We start from the raw sequence: 19,920 nt of genomic DNA on the forward strand, positions 1-19,920 counted from the left end.
AAGATCACCGAACAGGGCGACCACCACACCCTGATGTCCCTCAACGGCCTCTACGCCGACCTCTACACCCTCCAGGCCACCGCCTACCGCTGACCTTCATCGCAGGGCGGCCTCGATGACCGCGCGGGCGATCGCCGTCACGGTGTCGGCCCGCGTCCCGGGGTGCTCCAGCACGACCCCGACCGCCACCTCGGGCGCGTCCGCGGGCGCGAAGGCGGTGACGAGCGCGTGGTCGTCCGTCCCCGGGACGATCTCCGACATGACGATCGCGGCGGCCGCCCTGGGATGAGTTGCCGTTGGGTGGGCCGTTTTGGGGCGATTTGTAATAGAGCGGCCCGTTTTGGGGTGGCCCGCCTTGGGGCCGGCGCGCGGCGCCATCGTCATCATCGACGCCAGGCTCTTGGCCAGCGTCGGCGACACGGCCTTGCGGTACACGGAGGGTCCGGCGCGGTCGATGACCGACCCGTCCGCCAGCCGTACCTCCTCGACCAGGTACGGCTTCATCAAGATCCCGTTGTTGGCCACGGCGGCCGACAGCATGGCCACCATCAGCGGCGTCACCCGGCTGTCATAGTGCCCGATGGCCGACAGCGCGGTCTGCGCCCGGTCCATGGCCAGCGGATACCGGCTGGCCGTGGCGACGAGCGGGATCGACAGGTTCGGCGCGTTGAACCCGAACGCCTCCGCCTGATCCCTGAGCAGGTCCTGCCCGAGCTGCAGCCCGAGGTTGGCGAACACGGTGTTGCAGGACACATGGAACGCGTCCGTCAGCGTCGGCCGCTCCTTCCCGCACCCGCCGCCGCCCGCGTTCTGCAGGACCATGGGCGTCCCGGGCAGCCGCAGCCGGACGGGCGCGTCCACCAGGGTGGTCGGGGTGTACTCGCCGGAGGCCAGCGCCGCGGCCGCCGTCACCAGCTTGAACGTGGACCCGGGCGGATAGAGCCGGTTCAGCGCGCGGTTCAGCAGGGGCCGCGACGGATCCCGCCTGAGCAGGCGCGAGGTCTCGATGAGCCGCCCGGAGTCGAAGGTGGTGAGGGTGTTCGGGTCGTAGGTCGGATAGGTGGCCAGCGCCTGGATCGCCCCGGTCGCCGGATTGATGGCCACCACCGCTCCCGGGAGCCCCGTCGTCCTGAGCTCCTGGTACGCGGCCCGCTGCACCCGTTCGCTGATCGTCAGCCGGACGTCGGCCCCCTCCACGGCGCCGTCCCTGACCAGCGAGCGCACCTTGACCTTCGGGTCCTCCCCGGACAGCACCTCGTCCTGCGCCTGCTCGATCCCGGTGGAGCGGTAGAGCGACATGTGCCCGGTGACCGCGGCGTACAACTCGCCGGCCGGGTAGACCCGCCGGTAGACGTACGGGCCGCCGCCGGTGGAGCGGCTCACGGCGATCGGGGTGCCCTCATAGGTGAGGATGTCGCCGCGCGGATGCTCGAACCTGGCGATCAGCGGCCGCACGTTCCGATGGTCGGCGTTGAGCTCCCGCGAGCCGAACGCCTGGACGACCGTGACATGCGCCAGCAGCAGGAACAGCATCGCCGCGCACAACCTGGCGACGCGGAGCAGCGGCTCGTCGATCCGCTCCGCCCTCGTTCCGGCCATGGATCTTGGTTTAACAGCCGGAGCGCAAAGGCAAGGGTCTAACCCGTTCCTCATATTCGCTATGAAAACCTCAGTTGTGCCGTGATCCCTTATCAGCTTTGCTGAGTCTGAGGTTGGCGAGGACCGCTGAGCGTGTGGGGAGGCACCCGGCCGCGCTGCGGGTCGGCCGGGACCCAGGGGTACCGGGGTTACGAAGGTCCGCCATACGGTGTCCGGCGAGCGTGTTTCGCTCAAATGTTCTACCTAAGCACACAAACCATTGGTAGTGTTTCGGTCACACATTGTAGAGGCGGGTGGCCGAGACAGGAGGTGGGCGGGGTGCAGGTCGAGCGGCACACGCATCGATGCCGCCTCCGGGCAGGGGGCGGTGCATGAGCAAGCTCACCGCGACCGCGACCTGCATCACCCACTGCGCCACGGTGGAAGAGACCGGCGAGACCGTCTCTCACACCCTGCTGGTGCGGCGAGTCGCCTGGCTGTGCGGCCTGGCACGGGAGCTGGCCGCCCAACTGGTCACCGCCCGGTGGAACCCCGATGATCTGGACGCGCTCGTCTCCGGGGTCGGGCCGGACGGGCGCGCGCTGCCGTCAAAGGGATGGATGGCCCTGCGCCGACTCGGCTGGGGCGCGAGCCTGGAGCCAGGCGTGTACGCCTGCGATCGGGTGCTGCGGTGTGCGCAGGAGCAGGTCGCCCGCACCTTGCGGCTCGCGCTGCACCGGCGCCGCCTAGTGGCGGCGATCGTGGCGGCCTGGCCGCACAACCCGCGCGCCCGCACCCGCGCCGAATGGGACATGTTGCGCACGGCGCTGCCGGACGGGGTGAGCGCAGCGGCCATCCGCCACCGGACCCGGCAAATCCGCGCCTACCGCGACGAGCACGGCGGCGTGTTGCCGGGTGATCTGACCGAGTTGGAGGAGCCCCCGGACGTCGCGGCGCAGATCGTGCTGGCGGCGGCCGACCGGCAACTGGTCACCCTGGAGCGCACCGACCAGCGCAATGCCCACCTGCGGGTACGGCTCCCTCTGGTCGAAGCTCCTGCCTGCCGCAGGGACTGGGCCTGGCACCTGCTGCCGATCACGTTGCCACCCACCGTCCCACCGGAGGCGGCGCTGTGCACCCCCACCCTGCGGGTCAAAGGCGGCCAGGTGCGCGTCGATCTGCCGTTCCAGATCCCGATCGCCTTCGCGCCCGCCACCGGTCACGTGATCACATGCGGCTTCGACTGGGGCGTCAACACGCTACTGACCGGTACGGTCGCGCGGCTGGCCGATGGCCGGGTGCTCTCGGATGGGCGTCGGCTGGCCTACGACGCGAGCGGCGTGTCGGCCAAGCTACAGCGGCTGCGGGCCGAGCGCGAACACCTCGCCACCAAGCACAAGCATCAGGAAACGCTCCTGGCGGGCATCACCGTCGCCGATTCCCGCTACGCCCAGCTGGCCGCAGCCTGCCAGGTGATCAGGGTCGAACACGAGCGGCTGTGCACACGCATCCGTAACCTGAACAAGGCGCTGACCTGGTCGGCCGCACGCTGGGCGGTCGACCAGGCCGTCGCCGCAGGGGCGACGGTCATCTATCTGGAAGACCTGGCCACCCTGGAAGCACGCAGACGCCGCGGACGAGCGAACGCGCGGTTGTCGGGGCAGGTGCGCGGGCGGCTCTCTGAGGCGATCCGGCACCTGGCGGCCAAGCACACCATCGCCGTGGTCACCGTCCCGGCCCGCGGCACCTCCAAGTACTGCCCCCGCTGCGGCGAAGGCGCCTCGCCGCTAACGCATTGCCCGGCCCCGGACCGGCTCGCCGAGCGGGGCTGGACGTGGGCGTACTGCCCGGCCTGCGGCCTATCGTGTGACCGGGACCAGGCCGCGGCCGAGCGGATCGTCGCGCGCGGCCTGCTCGGCCAGCACGCCACCCGCACTCACCGCACCACCGGCACCCGCACCATCGGCAAGGGCGTAGAAGGCAACGTAGCCCGCGCCCGCCGACCACGCAAGGCGACCCGGGCCGCCCGGCGTTCCCGCCGCACCCGAACCGACCTGCACCCGCGACCGGCAGCACGGGACCGATCCAAGGACCGTCCCACCTCGAAACGGCTCACCCGCACCCCGAGGAACACGTTCATGATCTCCAGCCGTGTGCCCGACCGGCGTACGGTGCCCGCCCCACTCCCCCCACGGAGTGGCCAGCGTCCGGCGGGCCATGCACCCAAGCCGGGACGGCACCAGCCGAACCGGACAGGGCATGTCAGGAATTCTCACCATCGGACCGGCTTCCACCACGCCCAAGCCACTCCCGTACTCACGCTCACCGAGCGCGGGAGCAGCCCCGGCCACGCCACGCCCACCCGAGTTGCCTGACTCCTTCAGGAAACTACAGAGAATTCAAGACGCTAGAGCTGGCTGCGGTAGTAGGAGATCTTGTTGTGGATGTAGCTCTGCCGCTCGGCCAGCTTCTCGATCTGCGACCTGACCTGCTGGTCGTGCTCCTCCAGCAGCCTGATCCGGTCGGGGATCGTATCGTCTCCGGCGCGTACGAGCTCGGCGAAGCGGAGCATCTTGGCGATGGGCATTCCCGTGTCACGCAGGCAGCGCAACGTCCCGAGCCAGCCGACGTCCTCCTGGCTGAACCTGCGCTGCCCTGCCGCGTTCCGTCCGATGCGCTCCAGCAGGCCGATCTTCTCGTAGTAGCGCAGCGTGTCGATGCTGAAGCCGGTCTCCTCGACAACTTCCGCCGGTGTGTAAACGCTCACGCGCCCTCCTTCGTCGGTCGCATGAGCGTGACGCTGCTGTGTTCGATTGTTCGCTCGCTCTGCTCGCTCACGTTCTTCAGGATCCCACCTGGAGCCCACTCCAGGTCAATCGACTTGACATGGAGTGCGCTCCAGCTCCCAAAGTCGGCCCCATGAACATCGCACTCGGCACGATTCCGTTCGGCACGACCGTCGACCTGCGGGACACGTTCGCCATCCTGGACCGGTTCCACGAGGCCGGCGGCACGATGCTCGACACGGCCAACAACTACCCGTTCTGGGTGGAGGGCCGGTCGGGCGACGAGAGCGAGCAGGCCATCGGCGCGTGGCTGGCGGCCCGCGGCAACCGCGACGAGATCTTCATCAGCACGAAGGGCGGCGCCCGGCCCACCGTCCCCGGCGACACCACCCTGGCCTCCGCCGAGGGCCTGTCGGCCTCCGCGATCGCCAAGGCCGCCGAGGGCAGCCTGCGGCGACTGGGCACGGACCACATCGACCTGTACTGGTCGCACATCGAAGACCGCTCCGTGCCGCTGGAGGAGACTCTGGGGGCACTGAACGCGCTCGCCGAGGCCGGCAAGATCCGCAGCGCGGGGGCGAGCAACATGGCGACCTGGCGCCTCGAACGGGCCAGGAACGTCTCGGCCGCCCACGGCTGGGTCCCTTATACCTACCTCCAGCTCCGCCACACCTACCTGCGCCCGCGCCCGCTCACCGAGCTCGCGGAGTCCGGGCACACGCTCGCCACGGACGAGACCTTCGACTACCTGGCCGCTGAGCCGGATCTGACGCTGTGGGCGTACAACACGCTGATGTTCGGCAGCTACACGCGCCCTGACCGGCCCGTCCCCGAGATCTACGACCACCCGGGAACCACGCGGCGGCTCACGGTGCTGCGGGAGGTCGCGAACGAGCTGGGCGCCACGCCGAACCAGGTGGTGCTGGCCTGGCTGCTGGCCGACGGCATCGTCCCGATCGTGGGCGTCTCGACGCAGGCCCAGTTGGAGGAGGCCATCGCCGCCACCGACCTCAAACTGGACCCAGACCTCCACACCCGCCTCACCACCACCACCTGAACTTCGGACTCGCACCCCCAACCAGAAGGTCAGGGCGAGGCAGGCCGCCGGGAGGGCCAGGCCGAGTAAGGGGGTGGGAGGGGCGGTCAGGCGAGGTGGTCGGCCAGGTAGCGGCGGACGAGGTGTTTGCATTCGGCGATCAGCGCCGCATCGCCCGAAGGGTTGACGCGGAACGCCAGCTTGAGCACCGCGTCCGTAGCCTCCACCGCCACCACCAGCGCGCGATCCAGCCCCGGCCCCACCGGCGCGTCCAGGAGTTCGAGGGTGAGGGTGCGCAGCCGATCCGCCACCACCGTGTTGTTCTCCTGCGTCCCGTCCAGCGCCGTCTTGCTCCCGCCGACCGCCGGGCCGCCCGGGGCGAGGAGGACCTCGCCGAAGTCCAGCACCGCGAACCCCGGCGTCGTGCGCTTCATGGCGACGAACTCGTCGATGGCCAGGTCCACCAGGTCCGTCCAGTGCCCGAGGTCGGCCTTGGGGATGCGGTCGATGACGCGGGACAGGAACGCCTCGAGGTTGCGCCGGGCCAGCGCCCGCACCAACCCTTGCTTGTCGCGGAAGAACTGGTAGAAGGTGCCGATCGGGACCTCGGCCCGGCGGGCGACCTCTTTGGTGGTCATGGCCTCGTAGCCGACCTCATCGAGCAGGAGCGCGCACTCGTCGAGCATCCGCTCCACCCGCTCCACGCTCCGGCGCTGGGCGGGACGGCGGCGCAAGGTACTCGTCATGACCCCATCCTGACTTATTACCGCCAGTAAAGTTCCCGTAGATGAAAGGAGCCCGGGATGTTCCTGTGGGGGACGGCCACGGCCGCGTACCAGATCGAGGGGGCGGTCGAGGAGGACGGCAGGGGCGTCTCCATCTGGGACACCTTCGCCCACGAGCCGGGCCGCGTCAGGGACGGGCACACCGGGGACGTCGCGTGCGACCACTATCACCGGTGGCGCGAGGACGTCGATCTCATGTCCGGCCTCGGCGTGAACGCCTACCGTTTCTCCATAGCGTGGCCGCGCGTCCAGCCGCAGGGGGACGGGCGGGTCAACGCGGAAGGGCTCGACTTCTACGAGCGGCTGGTGGACGCGCTGCTGGAGAAGGGCATCCAGCCGGTGCCGACGCTGTTCCACTGGGATCTGCCGCAGGCGCTGCAAGATCGCGGCGGGTGGATTAATCGCGATATTTCGGGAAATTTCGCCGAGTACGCCGCCACCGTCGCCGACCGCCTGGCCGACCGCGTCCCCCTCTGGATCACCCTGAACGAGCCGTTCGTCCACATGGCCTTCGGGTACGCCATGGGCATCCACGCCCCGGGCCAGGTCCTCCTCACCGACGCGCTCCCCGCCGCCCACCACCAGTTCCTGGCCCACGGTCTGGCCGTGGAGGCCCTGAGGGCGGCCGGCGCCCGCCAGGTCGCCATCACCAACAACTGCACCCCGGTCTGGCCCGCGTCCCAGGAAGAGGCCGATCTGAAGGCGGTGGAGGCGTACGACATCCTGCACAACCGCCTCTTCAACGACCCCATACTTATCGGCAAATATCCGGACCTGTCGGCGTATACCCAGAGCCTCGACTTCATCCGGGACGGCGACCTCGACGTCATCGCGGCCCCGCTGGACGCCCTGGGCATCAACTACTACAACCCCACCCGCATAGCCGCCCCCATCGACGAGGGGCTCCCCTTCACGGACGCGGGCGTCACCGGCTACCCCACCACCGCGTTCGGCTGGCCGGTCGTCCCCAACGGCCTGCGCGAGCTCCTGACCGGCCTCAAGTCCAGGTACGGCAGCGCGCTCCCGCCCATCCTCATCACGGAGAACGGCTGCTCGACCGACGACACGCTCGAAGACGGGCCGCGCATCGAGTTCCTGGAGGGCCACATCGCGGCGATGCGCCGGGCCATGGCCGAGGGCGTGGACGTACGGGGCTACTTCGTCTGGTCCCTGCTGGACAACTTCGAGTGGGCCGAGGGCTACCACCAGCGCTTCGGCCTCGTACACGTGGACTTCGAGACCCAGCGCCGCACCCCGAAGGCCTCCTACCGCTGGCTGCGGGAGCACCTCCGGGCTCAGAACACCGACACGTGAACGTGGTCGTAATGGTTGGCCGTGACCCCGCCGCGGTCCGACATAGGGTCCCAGCCGCCGCCTGAGCGGATGTCGTAGTAGCGCTGCTTCCAGATGATGTACATGACGCCGATCCGGGCGCCGTTCTTGATCAGGTAGTCGGCCAGCGCGTCTCCGCGGGCCTCGTCGGACCCGCCGGCCATGGTGCCGCCACGCGACATCATGAAGTCGCAGGCCCGGCCCTTGCCGTGCTCGCCGGGGTCGCCGGGGCGCAGGCAGCCCACGCCGTACTTCATGGGGAAGTTCCGCATGATGTCGGCGCGTACGTCGATCATGCGCTGGGTCAGGCCCTCGGCGCCGCCGGGCTGCTGGAAGCCGTACTTGGCGAGCAGCTTGTCGATGTCTCGCTGCTTGCTCTGGAGGTTCTTGATCTCCTTGCGCAGCTTCTCGATCCTGTCGTTGGCGGCGAGCTTCGCCTCCTTGGACTTCGCGATCAGCTTCTGGACGCTCTGGACGCGCCTGGTGCGCTCGTCGGCCATGTAGGTCATGTTGGCCGCCTGCCCCAGCATCACGTGCGGGTCTACGTTGGGGGTCAGGAGCTGGAAGGTGTCGAGGGGGCCCACCATGTAGGCGGTCTGCGCGATGTTCGCCACGTCCGCCTGCGCGGCCTTCAGCTGGGCCTGCAGGGCGCCGGAGGTGGTGGCGGTCCGTTTCACCTGGAGCTTGATCTCCTCCAGGCTCTGGATCTGGCCGCGGTAGCGCTTTTCGAGCAGCTCAGCCTGCTTGGTGAGTTTGCGCAGGTCACCAGGGCTGGGATCGGCCACGGCCGGGGACGGCCCGGGGAGGCCGAGCAGCCCGGCGAGGACGGCGACAAGAACGGCGATCCGCCCGATTCTCACACCCGCCCCCTCCCCTCATAGACGGACCGAAACTATAGAAGATGATCTTGATCCCTGTCATCCGAACGGCCGAACTGCCGCACCATTGGCGACTTTTCTGATGATTTGTCCGAATTAAGGCGGACCTAAAGATTGGGCCTTGTCTAGATCGCTCCAACGGTCTGAGATGGCGATCGAACTCGTCTCTGCGAAGGGGCAGATCGTGTCTCGAACGTTGACTTTCGCCACCGCCGTCATCCTCGCCTTAGGCACCTCCATCGTGGCCACGACCGCGCGGGCGTCCGTGGATCCGTTACCGCCCCGGGACCGCATCGAGCTCTACCAGCTCGACAGCGCCCCGGGCACCGCGCAGACGCTCAGGGAAAAGGGCTTCGACGTCGTCCAGCAGCAGAACAAGGGCGCCCAGGAACACATCGAGCTCACCGCCGCGCAGGCCGACCTCGACGCGCTGCGCAAGCTCGGCCACAAACCCGAGCCCGTACGCAACCCGCAGGGCCAGACCCAGCTGGAGGCCGCCAAGGCGCAGGCGGCCGGCGGCTACACCGTGTGGAAGTCCTATTCCGCGCCGGGCGGCATCGCCGACCAGCTCAAGGCCATCGCGAACGCCAACAAGGACCTCGTCAAGCTCCAGTCGATCGGCAGGACGCTGAAGGGCCAGGACATCCTGGCCGTCAAGGTCACCACGGGCGCCCGGCTGCTGCCCGACGGCATCAAGCCCTCGACGCTCTACTCCGCCACGCAGCACGCCCGCGAGTGGATCGCCACCGAGGTGGACCTGCGGCTGCTGAAGCACGTGATCGCGAACAGGGCCGCGCTGAAGGACCTGCTCAACAAGACCGAGCTGTGGTTCGTGCCGGTGGCCAACCCCGACGGGTACGACTTCACGTTCACCGAGGGCAACCGCCTGTGGCGCAAGAACCTGCGCGACGTCAACGGCGACGGCAAGATCACGGTCGGTGACGGCGTCGACCCGAACCGGAACTTCCCGACGAACTTCCACTACGACGAGGAAGGCTCGTCGAGCATCCCGAGCAGCGAGACCTACCGCGGCACGGGCCCGGCCAGCGAGCCGGAGACCAGGGCCATGGACGGCCTGCTCAGACGCATCGGGTTCGAGATGCAGCTCAACTACCACTCCTACGGCCCGCTGCTGCTCTACCCGAGCGGCTTCCAGATCGCCACGGAGACGGCCGACAACCCGATCTACGAGGCCATCACCGGCAACGACGCCAAGCCGGCCGTCCCCGGCTTCGACCCCGACCTCGGGGCCGAGCTGTACACCACGAACGGCGACACCAACGACCACGCCCACCGCCAGTACGGCACGCTGTCGTGGACGCCGGAGCTGGACGAGGGCTGCGACGGCTGCGGGTTCGTCTTCCCCGACGACGAGGCGCTGGTGCAGGGCGAGTTCGAGAAGGGCCTGCCGTTCGCGCTCGACGTGGCCAAGTCCGCGGTCAACCCCGCCGAGCCGGTGAACCACCTGGGCAACACGGCCCCGGACTTCGAGATCGACCCGTTCGAGGTCAGCTGCGGCAAGGACCAGGTCGTCCAGGTCAACGCCAAGCGCAAGCTCGGCCCGGTCCTCCTGAACTACCAGGTCAACGGCGGCCGTACCAAGACCGTCCCGACGGGCGAGTGGAAGGGCGGCGAGCGGTACGGCAGCGGCTACGACCGCTACTACCACCGGCTGCGCGGCAAGATCACCGGTACCAAACCCGGCGACAAGGTGAAGGTCTGGTTCGCCTCGATCGGCAGGAAGAGCGCCGACTTCACCTACACCGTGGCGGCCGACATCGGCGGCAAGGTGCTGATCCTGGCCACGGAGGACGTCACGGGCCTCAGCCCGGCGCAGGGCGTGACCGAGGCCAAGTACGCCGACGAGTACGCCGCGGCGCTCACGGCGGCCGGCTACACCTCGGACGTGTACGACATGGACAAGATGGGCCGCAGGGCCCCGCACCCGCTGGGCGTGCTCAGCCACTACAAGGCCGTCGTGTGGGAGACCGGCGACGACATCATCCCGAGGTCGCCCGGCCAGGTGGGCGGCACGACCTCCAAGGGCGGCGTGGACACCGAGCTGGCGGTCCGCAACTACCTGAACGAGGGCGGCAAGCTACTGCACGCCGGCAAGTACCCGTCGTTCGCGGCCAACAACAACGGCGCCTACTACTACCAGCCCGACCAGCCGGCGCAGCCGGAGTGCACGGTCCCGGACGACCCGCCGTGCATCCCGGTGTTCAACGACTTCCAGCAGTACTGGCTGGGCGCGTACGTCTTCTTCGACGACGCCGGCACCGACCAGAACACCGGTCAGCCGTTCGCGCTGACCGGCAACGGCGGCAGGTTCCAGGGCTTCAACGCGACGATCGAGCCGGGTCACACCAACTCGTTCGTGGCCACCTCGGCCATCCTGCCCGCGCAGCAGTTCCCGCTGTTCGCGAGCTCGGCGCAGGTCAAGTGGGCGCGTCCTGGCGGCCCGTTCGACCCGCACTCCGGGGCGTGGGACGTCTACAGCGGCATCGCCGACGTCTCGTGGAAGCGGCTGACCAAGACGATCGACCTGACCGGCAGGACCGGCGGCGAGCTGACGTTCTGGACGTCGTACGACACCGAGAACACCTGGGACTACCTGGCGGTCGAGGCGCACACGGCGGGCGGCGACGACTGGACCACGCTGCCGGACGCCAACGGGCACACCACCCAGGAGACCGGCAGCAGCTGCGACCCGCCCAGCGGCGGCGACGGCTGGCGGACGATCCACCCGTTCACCGAGCGCTACCAGGGGCCCAACTGCGAGTCCACCGGCACCACCGGCGCCTGGAACGCCGCCACCGGCAACTCGGCCGGCTGGCAGCAGTGGAAGATCGACCTGACCCCGTACGCGGGCAAGCAGGTCGAGCTGTCGGTCTCCTACATCAGCGACTGGGGCACCCAGGGCGCGGGCGTCTTCCTGGACGACTTCGCGGTCACCCTGGACGGCGTGACGACGGAGCAGACCTCGTTCGAGTCGGACCTGGGCGGCTGGACCGTCGGGGCGCCTCCAGAGGGCACCTCGCCGTCGATCAACAACTGGTTCAGGACGGACCAGGTCTTCGAGGAGGGTGCGGGAATCGTCACCAAGGACACCGTCTACCTGGGCTTCGGCGCTGAGAGCGTGACCGACGCGGCCACGCGTGCCGACCTCGTCAAGAGATCCATGAAGCACCTGCTCGGGTAGGCCCGCGGAGGGGTGCGGCCGCGCGTGCCGCGCCCCTCTTGCGTGTCCGGACAGAACATGGTTCGGTCACCTTGAGGAAGTCCGGAAACAAGCAAGCATTCGGTCAAACAGGAGGGTCACGACATGCGCCGGCACGACACGCTGTTCATCGGGGGCGAATGGGTGGCCCCCGCGGGCACCGGAACGATAGACGTCGTCTCCCCGCACACCGAGGAGGTGGTCGGCCAGGTGCCCGACGGCACGGCCGAGGACATGGAGCGCGCGGTCGCGGCCGCCAGGGAGGCGTTCGACCACGGGCCGTGGCCGCGGATGACGTTCGCCGAGCGGGCCGAGGTCATCGGCCGGCTGGCCGCGATCTACAACGAGCGGCAGGGCGAGATGGCCCAGCTCATCACGGAGGAGATGGGCTCGCCGATCACGTTCTCGAACCTCGCCCAGGCGCCCCAGCCGCTGGGCATGCTGCAGTACTACGCCGAGCTGGGCAAGACGTTCGCGCAGGAGGAGCAGCGGCCGGGGCTGTTCGGCCCGCTGACCGTGCGCAGGGAGCCGGTGGGCGTGGTGGCGGCCGTGGTGCCGTGGAACGTGCCCCAGTTCGTCACGATGACCAAGGTCGCGCCCGCGCTGCTGGCCGGTTGCACGATCGTGCTCAAGCCGGCGCCGGAGACGCCGCTGGACGCGTACCTGCTGGCCGAGTGGGCGATCGAGGCGGGCATCCCCGCGGGCGTGCTCAACATCGTGGCCGCGGGCCGCGAGGCCGGCGAGTACCTGGTCTCCCACCCCGGCGTGGACAAGGTGGCCTTCACCGGCTCGACGGCGGCCGGCCGGCGCATCGGCTCCATCTGCGGCGAGCAGCTCAAGAGGGTCAGCCTGGAGCTGGGCGGCAAGTCCGCCGCGATCGTCCTGGACGACGCCGACCTGGCCGCCAGCATGGGCTTCCTGTCCATCGCCTCGCTCATGAACAACGGCCAGGCCTGCGTGGCGCAGACCCGCATCCTGGCCTCGCGCAACCGCTACGACGAGGTCGTCGAGGCCGTCGCGAACATGGTCAACTCCCAGCCCGTCGGCGACCCCGCCGACCCGGCGACCGGCATCGGCCCGCTGGTGGCCAAGCGGCAGCAGGACCGGGTGGAGGGCTACATCAAGATCGGCATGGACGAGGGGGCCAAGATCGTCGTCGGCGGCCTCGACCGTCCCTTCGACCGCGGCTGGTACGTCTCCCCCACCGTCTTCGCCGGCGTCACCAACGAGATGCGCATCGCCCGCGAGGAGATCTTCGGCCCGGTCCTGGCCGTGATCCCGTACGAGGACGAGGCGGACGCCGTCCGCATCGCCAACGACAGCGACTACGGGCTGGCCGGCACGGTGTGGACGGCCGACGCCGAGCACGGCATGGACGTGGCCCGCCAGGTCCGCACCGGCACGTACGGCGTCAACTGCTTCATGCTGGAGACCAACGCGCCCTTCGGCGGCTACAAGGCCAGCGGCATCGGCCGCGAGCTGGGCCCCGAGGGCCTGAACGGCTACCTGGAGTACAAGACGATCGCGCGGCTCGGCTAGCACCGGCGAGAAGGGCCTCGCGGCGTTCCGCGAGGCCCTTCGTCGTGCCACGGGACGTGCACCCAGCGCGCCCCCGCAACGCTAGGTACAGATCCCGCTACCAGCAGTATGTCCCACGTCCACCGCAACGGCGGTTTCCTTCCCCAGGGACTTTCTCCCGGCGGTTTCTTTCCTTACGCCCTAGGTAGACGTGAATTACTCACGAAAAGTTCGAGGAGATCCATTTGCCGATTCGTCGGATGAGTTCGGGGGTCGCGGCGGTCTCCGCGTGGCCGTACCCGGGCTCGACCCAGAGCTCCTTGGGCTCGCGGGCCCCGGCGTAGAGCTGGTGCGCGTGGTCGAGCGGGAAGAACGTGTCGCGGTCGCCGTGCACGATCAGCAGCGGGGTCGGCGAGATGAGCGCGGCGGCCTCGTGGGGCGGCATCGGGATCGGGTCCCACTCGCCGCGGGCGATCCTCGTCCGCTTGACCACCCGCGCCGCCAGGCGCCCGAACGGCCGCTCGATGGCCCAGTGGACCTGCCGCATCGGCTTGGTGCCGCGGTAGTACCAGCGTGCCGGGGCGCTCACCGCCACCACGGCGTCCACGCCGCCGCGCAGGGCCGCGTGCCGTACGGCCACCGCCGCCCCCATGGAGAAGCCCACGACCGCGATCTTGGAGTAGCCGACCACGCGGGCGTGCCGGACGGCGGCCTCCAGGTCGAGGACCTCCAGGTCGCCCACCGTGGACTCGCCGCCGGAGCGCCCGTGGCCGCGGAAGTCGAAGGCGATCACGCCGCCGTACCCGCTCAGCACGTGCACGATCCGCCGCGCGGTCCGATCCCGCCACGACCCGGTAAACCCGTGCGCCATCACTATCCCTAGGTCGGTGCGGGTGGAGGGGGTGTGGGCGGCGTTGATGCGTACCCCGTCGTCGGTTCTGAGCATGACGGGGAAATGAGGCGCGTAGGGCATGAAGACGAGCTTATGTTCGCGATGTGCTGAGGTCTGCGACGCTCATCACGATCCGTACGCGTGATTCGTCCGCCGCGTCGAGCGCCATCGGCACGTTGGAGATCATCACGCGGGCCCCGCTGGCGTGGATCCGATCCCTGAAGGCGCCCACGTCGAGGTCGCACGGCAGCGGCCAGGCCACGCCGCCCGCGGCGATCACCGCGTCGGTCGCCACCAGCAGGTCGGCGCCCACGGGCAGGCAGATGAGCACGGTGTCGCCCGCGCGCACGCCTCTGCGCCGCAGCTGGACGGCCGCGACGGCGGACCTCTCGTCCAGCTGCTCCTCGGTGAGCCTCAGGCCGGTGCCCGAGTCCACCATGACGATGCGCTCATCCATGTGGCCCACGGTAGGGAGGGCCCCTCATGCGTACATGGGGCGGAATATGCAGATCCCTATGCAGAACCGCGCAGCGCTCAGGGGGCGACCGCCGGGTGCTCGGCGGCCCAGACCGCGATCTGGGCCCGTGACGTGTAGCCCAGTTTCTCCATGATGTTGGCGATATGCCGGGCGACCGTGGCGGGGCTGATCACCAGCTCCGTCGCGATGGCGCGGTTGGACAGCCCGCGGGTGAGCAGGCCCGCGATCTCCTGCTCGCGGGCCGTCAGCAGCGAGTGTTTGACCCGTTCGGCCGCCACCGGCGCCCGCTGCGCCAGCCGCTCGCCCTCCAGCACGTGCCGGGCGGCGTCGTCGGGGCTCATCGCCTGCCCCCGCGACCACAGCGAGGTGGCGCGGCCGTCGCCCAGCTTGGTGCGGGCCCGGCCGAGCAGCTCCTCGGCCTTGATCGCGGGCAGATGTTGCCCGATCGACTCGCGCAGCCGGGTCGCCGCGCCCGCGGCCAGCACCGCGCCCTCCAGGTCGCCCTCGCACTCCGCCAGCACCGACAGCCCCACCAGGCACAGGGCCACACCGTGGCGCTGCCCGGTCTCCCTGCCCAGGGCGAGGCTGGCGGCCAGCCACTCCCGCGACACGGTGAACTCGTGCAGCATCGCCGTCACCCTGCCGACCCTGGCCAGGGCGCGCGACAGATCGAGGTCGCTGCCCAGCTCGCGCAGCCACGGGACGACCATCTCGTACTGGGCCTTGGCGGTCTCCAGGTCGCCGCGGAACTCGGCCACCGCGCCGAGCTGGGTGGCGGTCCTGGCCATGATCCACCGGTGGCCGTGCTCGCGGGCCCGGGCGAGCGCCTCCTCGCCGTGCCGCTGGGCCTCGCGCAGCCGCCCGCGCGTCAGCGCCACGGCCGACAGCCCGGCCAGCGCCGCCGCCTGGTTCCACGCGTCGCCCGAGCGCAGGGCCTGGGCCAGGCCCTCCTCCGCGTGGTGCACCGCGTCCTCGGGCCGGCCCATGCGCAGCAGCACGACGACGATGAGGCTGTGGATGACGCAGCGCGCGAACATGTTGGTCGCGGGGAGCCCGGCCAGGCTCTCCTCGGCCAGCGCCAGGGAGCGGCTCAGCTCGTCCCTGGCCTCCAGGCCGTAGGCGAGGTATCCCTTGGCCTGCGCGATCTGCTCGTCGGGCACCTGGCTCAGGTCGAGCGAGAGCAGCCGCTCGATCCAGGTGACGGTCTCCGTCAGGTTTCCGCAGAGCGGCAGCAGGCCGCTGCTGGCGGTGCAGAGGCGCAGGCCCAGCGGCACGTTGCCGGACTCCACGGACCAGTCGAGCGCCATCCGCTGGTCGACGACGAGGTGCTTGCTCATGGTCAGCGCACCGAGGCGGCGCGCCCACGGGACGCCGCGCTCGACCAGCTCGGTGGTGAAGTGGCGCTCCTGCAGCTCGCAGACCACGCGCAGGTGACGCTCGCGCAGGACCTCGCGCTCGCCGGCCTGCCGGAGGCACCCCACCGCGTAGCGCTTGATGGTCTCCAGCAGCCAGTAGCGCCTGCGGCTCTCGTCGCACAGCACGAGGGACTTGTCGACCAGCCCGCCGAGCAGGTCGACGATCTCCGCCTCCGAGATGGGCCGCTCGGCGCAGACCTGCTCGGCCAGGTCGAGGTCGAAGTCTCCGGCGAACACCGACAGCCGGCGAAGCAGCACCTGCTCCTTCGCCGACAGCAGGTCATAGCTCCACTCGACGGCCGCGAGCAGCGTGCGCTGCCTGGCGGGGGCGGTGCGGCCGCCGGTGGTGAGCAGCGAGAACCGGTCGTCGATGCGGTCGGCGATCTGCCCCGGGCTGAGCAGGCTGGTGCGGGCCGCGGCCAGCTCCAGCGCCAGCGGCAGCCCGTCGAGCGCCCGGCACAGCCGCACCACGTCGGGCAGGCTGCCGGGGCCCAGCTTGGTGCCGGCGGCCGCCGCCCGGTCGACGAAGAGCTGCACGGAATCGGCCTCGGGGCTGCCCTCGTGGGGCACGTCGAGCGGCGGGACCCGCCAGATCAGCTCGCCGGCGATGCGCAGCGGCTCCCGGCTGGTGGCCAGGACGCTCAGGCGCGGGCAGGCCGCGATCAGCGCCGCGGCGACCTCGGCGCACCTGTCGATGAGGTGCTCGCAGTTGTCGAACAGCAGCAGGCAGTGCAGGCGGCGCAGCCGGTCGAGGACGGTGCCGAGCACCGGGCGGCCCGCCTCCTCCCGCACGCCGAGCACCCGGCCGATCTCCTGATCGACCAGCTCGGGGTGGCTCAGCCGGGCCAGCTCGACCAGCCAGACGCCATCGGGGTACGCGGACACCAGCCCGGCCGCGACGCGCAGGGCCAGCCGGGTCTTGCCGATGCCGCCCACCCCGCACAACGTGACGACGCGCGTCTCGCGGAACAGCCCGCGCAGCTCGTCGAGATCGCGCTCGCGACCCACGAATCGGTTGGGCTCCGCCGGAAGGTTGTGCCTGGGGGGATCTGGCATGTGGTCACCCTGCGTCGCTGAAGGATCACACTCTCCCACAGTGTCGCACTTTTCACAGCCCAAGCGAGCTCACGATCGCCCTTTCGTCGACGACACGCAGGATGGGGTCGCCGAGCAGCCGTCTGGCCAGGTCGTACGGCGCGACGACCATGGTGGCCCGGCGCTCGTGGGCCAGCACGCGGCAGCCCACCAGGCTCGGCTCGTGGGCGATGACGACGTGCGCCCCCACCGTCATCGCCAGGTCGATCACCCGCAGGCCCCGGAACGGCTCGCTCACCGCGCTGATCACCACGTCGTCCTTGCCGATCACCAGCCGGGTCGCGAGCCTGCGCAGGTCGCCCGCCAGCGAATGGTTGTCGAACACCTGCCCGCCGTAGACGGCGACCGCGGGCCCGGCCAGCGGACCGTACTCGAGGGCGCGGTCGCCGATCAGCGCGGTGAACGGCTTGGCCCCCGGGACGGACTCGAAGGAGAAGACCCGGTCGACCTTCACCGCGGCGGGGTCGTAGCGGCGCTGGGTGATCATGAAGCGCCCCGTGCCCGAGGCCGCGAGCACCGCCACCCCGCCCGCCCAGGCCACGGCATGGACCGCGACGGGCAACGTCGTGCCCTGCGGGACGTCGACGATCACCTCGTCGCCGAAACGCAGGCCCTGGCGCTGCAGACCGGCCGCGGCGCGGGTGACGCGCCGGGCGAACGCGGCGTATGACAGCACCTCGCCGGTCCTGACTTCGCTGACCGCCGGTTGGTCCCCCTGGGTCGGCGCCGCGGCCATAACCAGCTCTGTCCAGGTCATGCCGACAATCTAGGGACGCGGGCCCCGGTTGCCATGCGCACAATTGTGCAACCGGCTATGTACGTAAGGTTTTCCCCGCGCGAGACGTCCGGTTACGCAAGCGTTCCCTCTATGTAGGCGAAGCTTTCACCTCGCCTCGCGCCCGTTCCTCGGGAGATCCGCTCAGGTCGCGCTTGTCATCAGAGGGGATCAACTAGACTTATAAGGCCGCGACTTCGCGCGGCCGCCCCCACGACACAGAGCGAGACGTCATCATGCCTTTGAACAGCCGCGACGACCTGCGGAACATCGCGATCATCGCGCACGTCGACCATGGCAAGACCACGCTGGTCGACGCCATGCTCTGGCAGTCCGGGGCCTTCCGCGCGAACCAGGACGTCGACGACCGGGTCATGGACTCCAACGACCTCGAGCGCGAGAAGGGCATCACCATTCTCGCGAAGAACACCGCGGTCCAGCACGGCGGCATGACCATCAACATCATCGACACCCCCGGCCACGCCGACTTCGGCGGTGAGGTCGAGCGCGGCCTGTCGATGGTCGACGGCGTGGTGCTGCTGGTCGACGCCTCCGAGGGCCCGCTGCCGCAGACCCGCTTCGTGCTGCGCAAGGCGCTGTCCGCCAAGATGCCGGTCATCCTGTGCATCAACAAGGTCGACCGCCCCGACGCCCGCATCAAGGACGTGGTGGACGAGGTCTACGAGCTGTTCATGGACCTCGACGCCACGGAGGAGCAGATCGACTTCCCGATCGTGTACGCCTCCGCCAAGGCGGGCCGGGCCTCCATGGAGCGCCCCGAGGACGGTGGCATGCCCGACTCGACGGACCTCGAGCCACTGTTCGACATCATCAAGTCGACCATCCCCGCGCCGACGTACGACCCCAACGCGCCGCTCCAGGCCCACGTCACCAACCTCGACGCCTCCTCCTACCTCGGCCGCATCGCTCTGTGCCGCATCCACCAGGGCATCATGCGCAAGGGCCAGCAGGTGGCCTGGTGCCGCACCGACGGCACGATCCAGCGCGTCAAGGTGACCGAGCTGCTCATGACCGAGGCCCTGGAGCGCAAGCCGGCCGAGGAGGCGGGCCCCGGCGACATCATCGCCATCGCCGGCATCCCCGAGATCATGATCGGTGAGACGCTGGCCGACCCCGAGGACCCGCGCCCGCTGCCGCTGATCACGGTCGACGAGCCGGCCATCTCGATGACCATCGGCACCAACACCTCGCCCCTGGTCGGCAAGGTCAAGGGGGCCAAGGTCACCGCCCGCATGGTGAAGGACCGCCTCGAGAAGGAGCTGGTCGGCAACGTGTCGCTGCGCGTGCTGCCCACCGACCGGCCCGACGCCTGGGAGGTGCAGGGCCGCGGCGAGCTGGCGCTGGCCATCCTGGTCGAGCAGATGCGCCGCGAGGGCTACGAGCTGACCGTCGGCAAGCCGCAGGTCGTCACCAAGACCGTCGACGGCAAGGTGCACGAGCCGGTCGAGCGGCTGACGGTCGACTGCCCCGAGGAGTACCTCGGCGCGGTCACCCAGCTCCTGGCCGTGCGCAAGGGCCGCATGGAGCACATGACCAACCACGGCACCGGCTGGATCCGGATGGAGTTCGTGGTCCCGGCGCGCGGCCTGATCGGCTTCCGCACGGAGTTCCTCACCGAGACGCGCGGCACCGGCCTGGTGCACCACGTGTTCGACTCGTACGAGCCCTGGTTCGGCGAGCTGCGCACCCGTAACAACGGCTCCCTGGTGGCCGACAGGTCCGGCCCCGTGACCGCGTTCGCGATGCTCAACCTGCAGGAGCGCGGCACGCTGTTCGTCTCGCCGACGACCGAGGTCTACGAAGGCATGATCGTCGGCGAGAACTCCCGGTCCGACGACATGGACGTGAACATCACCAAGGAGAAGAAGCTCACCAACATGCGCTCCTCCACCAGCGAGGAGACGGAAAAGGTGATCCCGCCGCGCGTCCTTTCGCTGGAGCAGGCGCTGGAGTTCATCCGCGAGGACGAGTGCGTGGAGATCACTCCGGAACACGTGCGCATCCGCAAGGTCGTGCTCGACGCCGCCACGCGCGGCCGCGCCGCGGCCCGCGCCAAGCGCGCCTGAGGTATTCCTGACGGCTTTTTCCGGCGTAAGCGCGCATGGTAAGGC

Annotated in this window: 14 protein-coding genes; 6 read left to right on the forward strand and 8 right to left on the reverse strand. The window is 69.8% G+C overall.

Annotated elements, in window-relative coordinates; genetic code table 11:
• Nucleotides 1–96: 96 nt before the first annotated feature.
• Nucleotides 97–1,599 carry a penicillin-binding transpeptidase domain-containing protein gene (locus ABZS69_RS37280; RefSeq protein WP_355380391.1) on the reverse strand — a complete coding sequence of 501 codons (1,503 nt, stop codon included), beginning with the start codon at nucleotides 1,597–1,599 and terminating at the stop codon, nucleotides 97–99.
• Between the two features lie 371 nt (nucleotides 1,600–1,970).
• Between ABZS69_RS37280 and ABZS69_RS37285 the strand changes: the two genes are divergently transcribed.
• Complete coding sequence (locus ABZS69_RS37285; RefSeq protein WP_355380393.1) at nucleotides 1,971–3,953, forward strand: zinc ribbon domain-containing protein; 1,983 nt, start codon at nucleotides 1,971–1,973, stop codon at nucleotides 3,951–3,953.
• Nucleotides 3,954–3,985: 32 nt separating this feature from the next.
• Here the strand turns inward: ABZS69_RS37285 and ABZS69_RS37290 are convergent, their stop codons facing one another.
• A complete protein-coding gene (locus ABZS69_RS37290) occupies nucleotides 3,986–4,345 on the reverse strand; it encodes a MerR family transcriptional regulator (protein ID WP_355380395.1) in 360 nt (119 codons plus the stop codon).
• 152 nt (nucleotides 4,346–4,497) lie between these two features.
• Here ABZS69_RS37290 and ABZS69_RS37295 point away from each other — a divergent pair, with 152 nt between their 5' ends.
• On the forward strand, nucleotides 4,498–5,421 hold the full coding sequence (locus tag ABZS69_RS37295; protein WP_355380398.1) for an aldo/keto reductase: 924 nt from the start codon (nucleotides 4,498–4,500) through the stop codon (nucleotides 5,419–5,421).
• An 86-nt stretch (nucleotides 5,422–5,507) separates the two neighbouring features.
• Here the strand turns inward: ABZS69_RS37295 and ABZS69_RS37300 are convergent, their stop codons facing one another.
• Nucleotides 5,508–6,146: a TetR family transcriptional regulator gene (locus tag ABZS69_RS37300; RefSeq protein WP_355380400.1), complete on the reverse strand. Its 639-nt coding sequence runs from the start codon at nucleotides 6,144–6,146 to the stop codon at nucleotides 5,508–5,510.
• Between the two features lie 57 nt (nucleotides 6,147–6,203).
• Here ABZS69_RS37300 and ABZS69_RS37305 point away from each other — a divergent pair, with 57 nt between their 5' ends.
• Nucleotides 6,204–7,499, forward strand: coding sequence for a GH1 family beta-glucosidase (locus tag ABZS69_RS37305; RefSeq protein ID WP_355380402.1), 1,296 nt, complete (start codon nucleotides 6,204–6,206; stop codon nucleotides 7,497–7,499).
• Here the strand turns inward: ABZS69_RS37305 and ABZS69_RS37310 are convergent.
• Nucleotides 7,481–8,377 (reverse strand): hypothetical protein, encoded by an 897-nt coding sequence (locus ABZS69_RS37310; RefSeq protein ID WP_355380404.1) that lies wholly within the window; start codon nucleotides 8,375–8,377, stop codon nucleotides 7,481–7,483. The genes ABZS69_RS37305 and ABZS69_RS37310 overlap by 19 nt on opposite strands.
• A 202-nt stretch (nucleotides 8,378–8,579) precedes the next feature.
• Between ABZS69_RS37310 and ABZS69_RS37315 the strand changes: the two genes are divergently transcribed.
• Both ABZS69_RS37315 and ABZS69_RS37320 read left to right on the forward strand, forming a co-directional pair.
• The gene (locus ABZS69_RS37315) at nucleotides 8,580–11,597 is read left to right on the forward strand and encodes a M14 family zinc carboxypeptidase (protein ID WP_355380406.1); all 3,018 of its coding nucleotides are present in this window, start codon (nucleotides 8,580–8,582) and stop codon (nucleotides 11,595–11,597) included.
• Nucleotides 11,598–11,720: 123 nt separating this feature from the next.
• Nucleotides 11,721–13,154, forward strand: coding sequence for an aldehyde dehydrogenase (locus ABZS69_RS37320; protein WP_355380408.1), 1,434 nt, complete (start codon nucleotides 11,721–11,723; stop codon nucleotides 13,152–13,154).
• A 199-nt stretch (nucleotides 13,155–13,353) separates the two neighbouring features.
• Here ABZS69_RS37320 and ABZS69_RS37325 read toward each other — a convergent pair whose 3' ends face one another.
• The 4 genes from ABZS69_RS37325 to ABZS69_RS37340 form a co-directional block, all read right to left on the reverse strand.
• Complete coding sequence (locus tag ABZS69_RS37325) at nucleotides 13,354–14,106, reverse strand: alpha/beta fold hydrolase (protein ID WP_355380410.1); 753 nt, start codon at nucleotides 14,104–14,106, stop codon at nucleotides 13,354–13,356.
• Between the two features lie 10 nt (nucleotides 14,107–14,116).
• Nucleotides 14,117–14,482 (reverse strand): AMP-binding protein, encoded by a 366-nt coding sequence (locus ABZS69_RS37330; protein WP_355380412.1) that lies wholly within the window; start codon nucleotides 14,480–14,482, stop codon nucleotides 14,117–14,119.
• Between the two features lie 77 nt (nucleotides 14,483–14,559).
• Nucleotides 14,560–16,974: a LuxR C-terminal-related transcriptional regulator gene (locus tag ABZS69_RS37335; RefSeq protein WP_355380414.1), complete on the reverse strand. Its 2,415-nt coding sequence runs from the start codon at nucleotides 16,972–16,974 to the stop codon at nucleotides 14,560–14,562.
• Nucleotides 16,975–17,026: 52 nt separating this feature from the next.
• The gene (locus ABZS69_RS37340; protein ID WP_355380416.1) at nucleotides 17,027–17,770 is read right to left on the reverse strand and encodes an AMP-binding protein; all 744 of its coding nucleotides are present in this window, start codon (nucleotides 17,768–17,770) and stop codon (nucleotides 17,027–17,029) included.
• Nucleotides 17,771–18,024: 254 nt separating this feature from the next.
• On the opposite strand from ABZS69_RS37340, the gene typA reads away from it, so the two are divergent.
• Nucleotides 18,025–19,875, forward strand: coding sequence for a translational GTPase TypA (typA, locus tag ABZS69_RS37345; protein ID WP_355380418.1), 1,851 nt, complete (start codon nucleotides 18,025–18,027; stop codon nucleotides 19,873–19,875).
• Nucleotides 19,876–19,920 lie beyond the last annotated feature (45 nt).

The sequence above is a fragment of the Nonomuraea sp. NPDC005650 genome, assembly GCF_040605375.1.
GTDB lineage: Bacteria > Actinomycetota > Actinomycetes > Streptosporangiales > Streptosporangiaceae > Nonomuraea.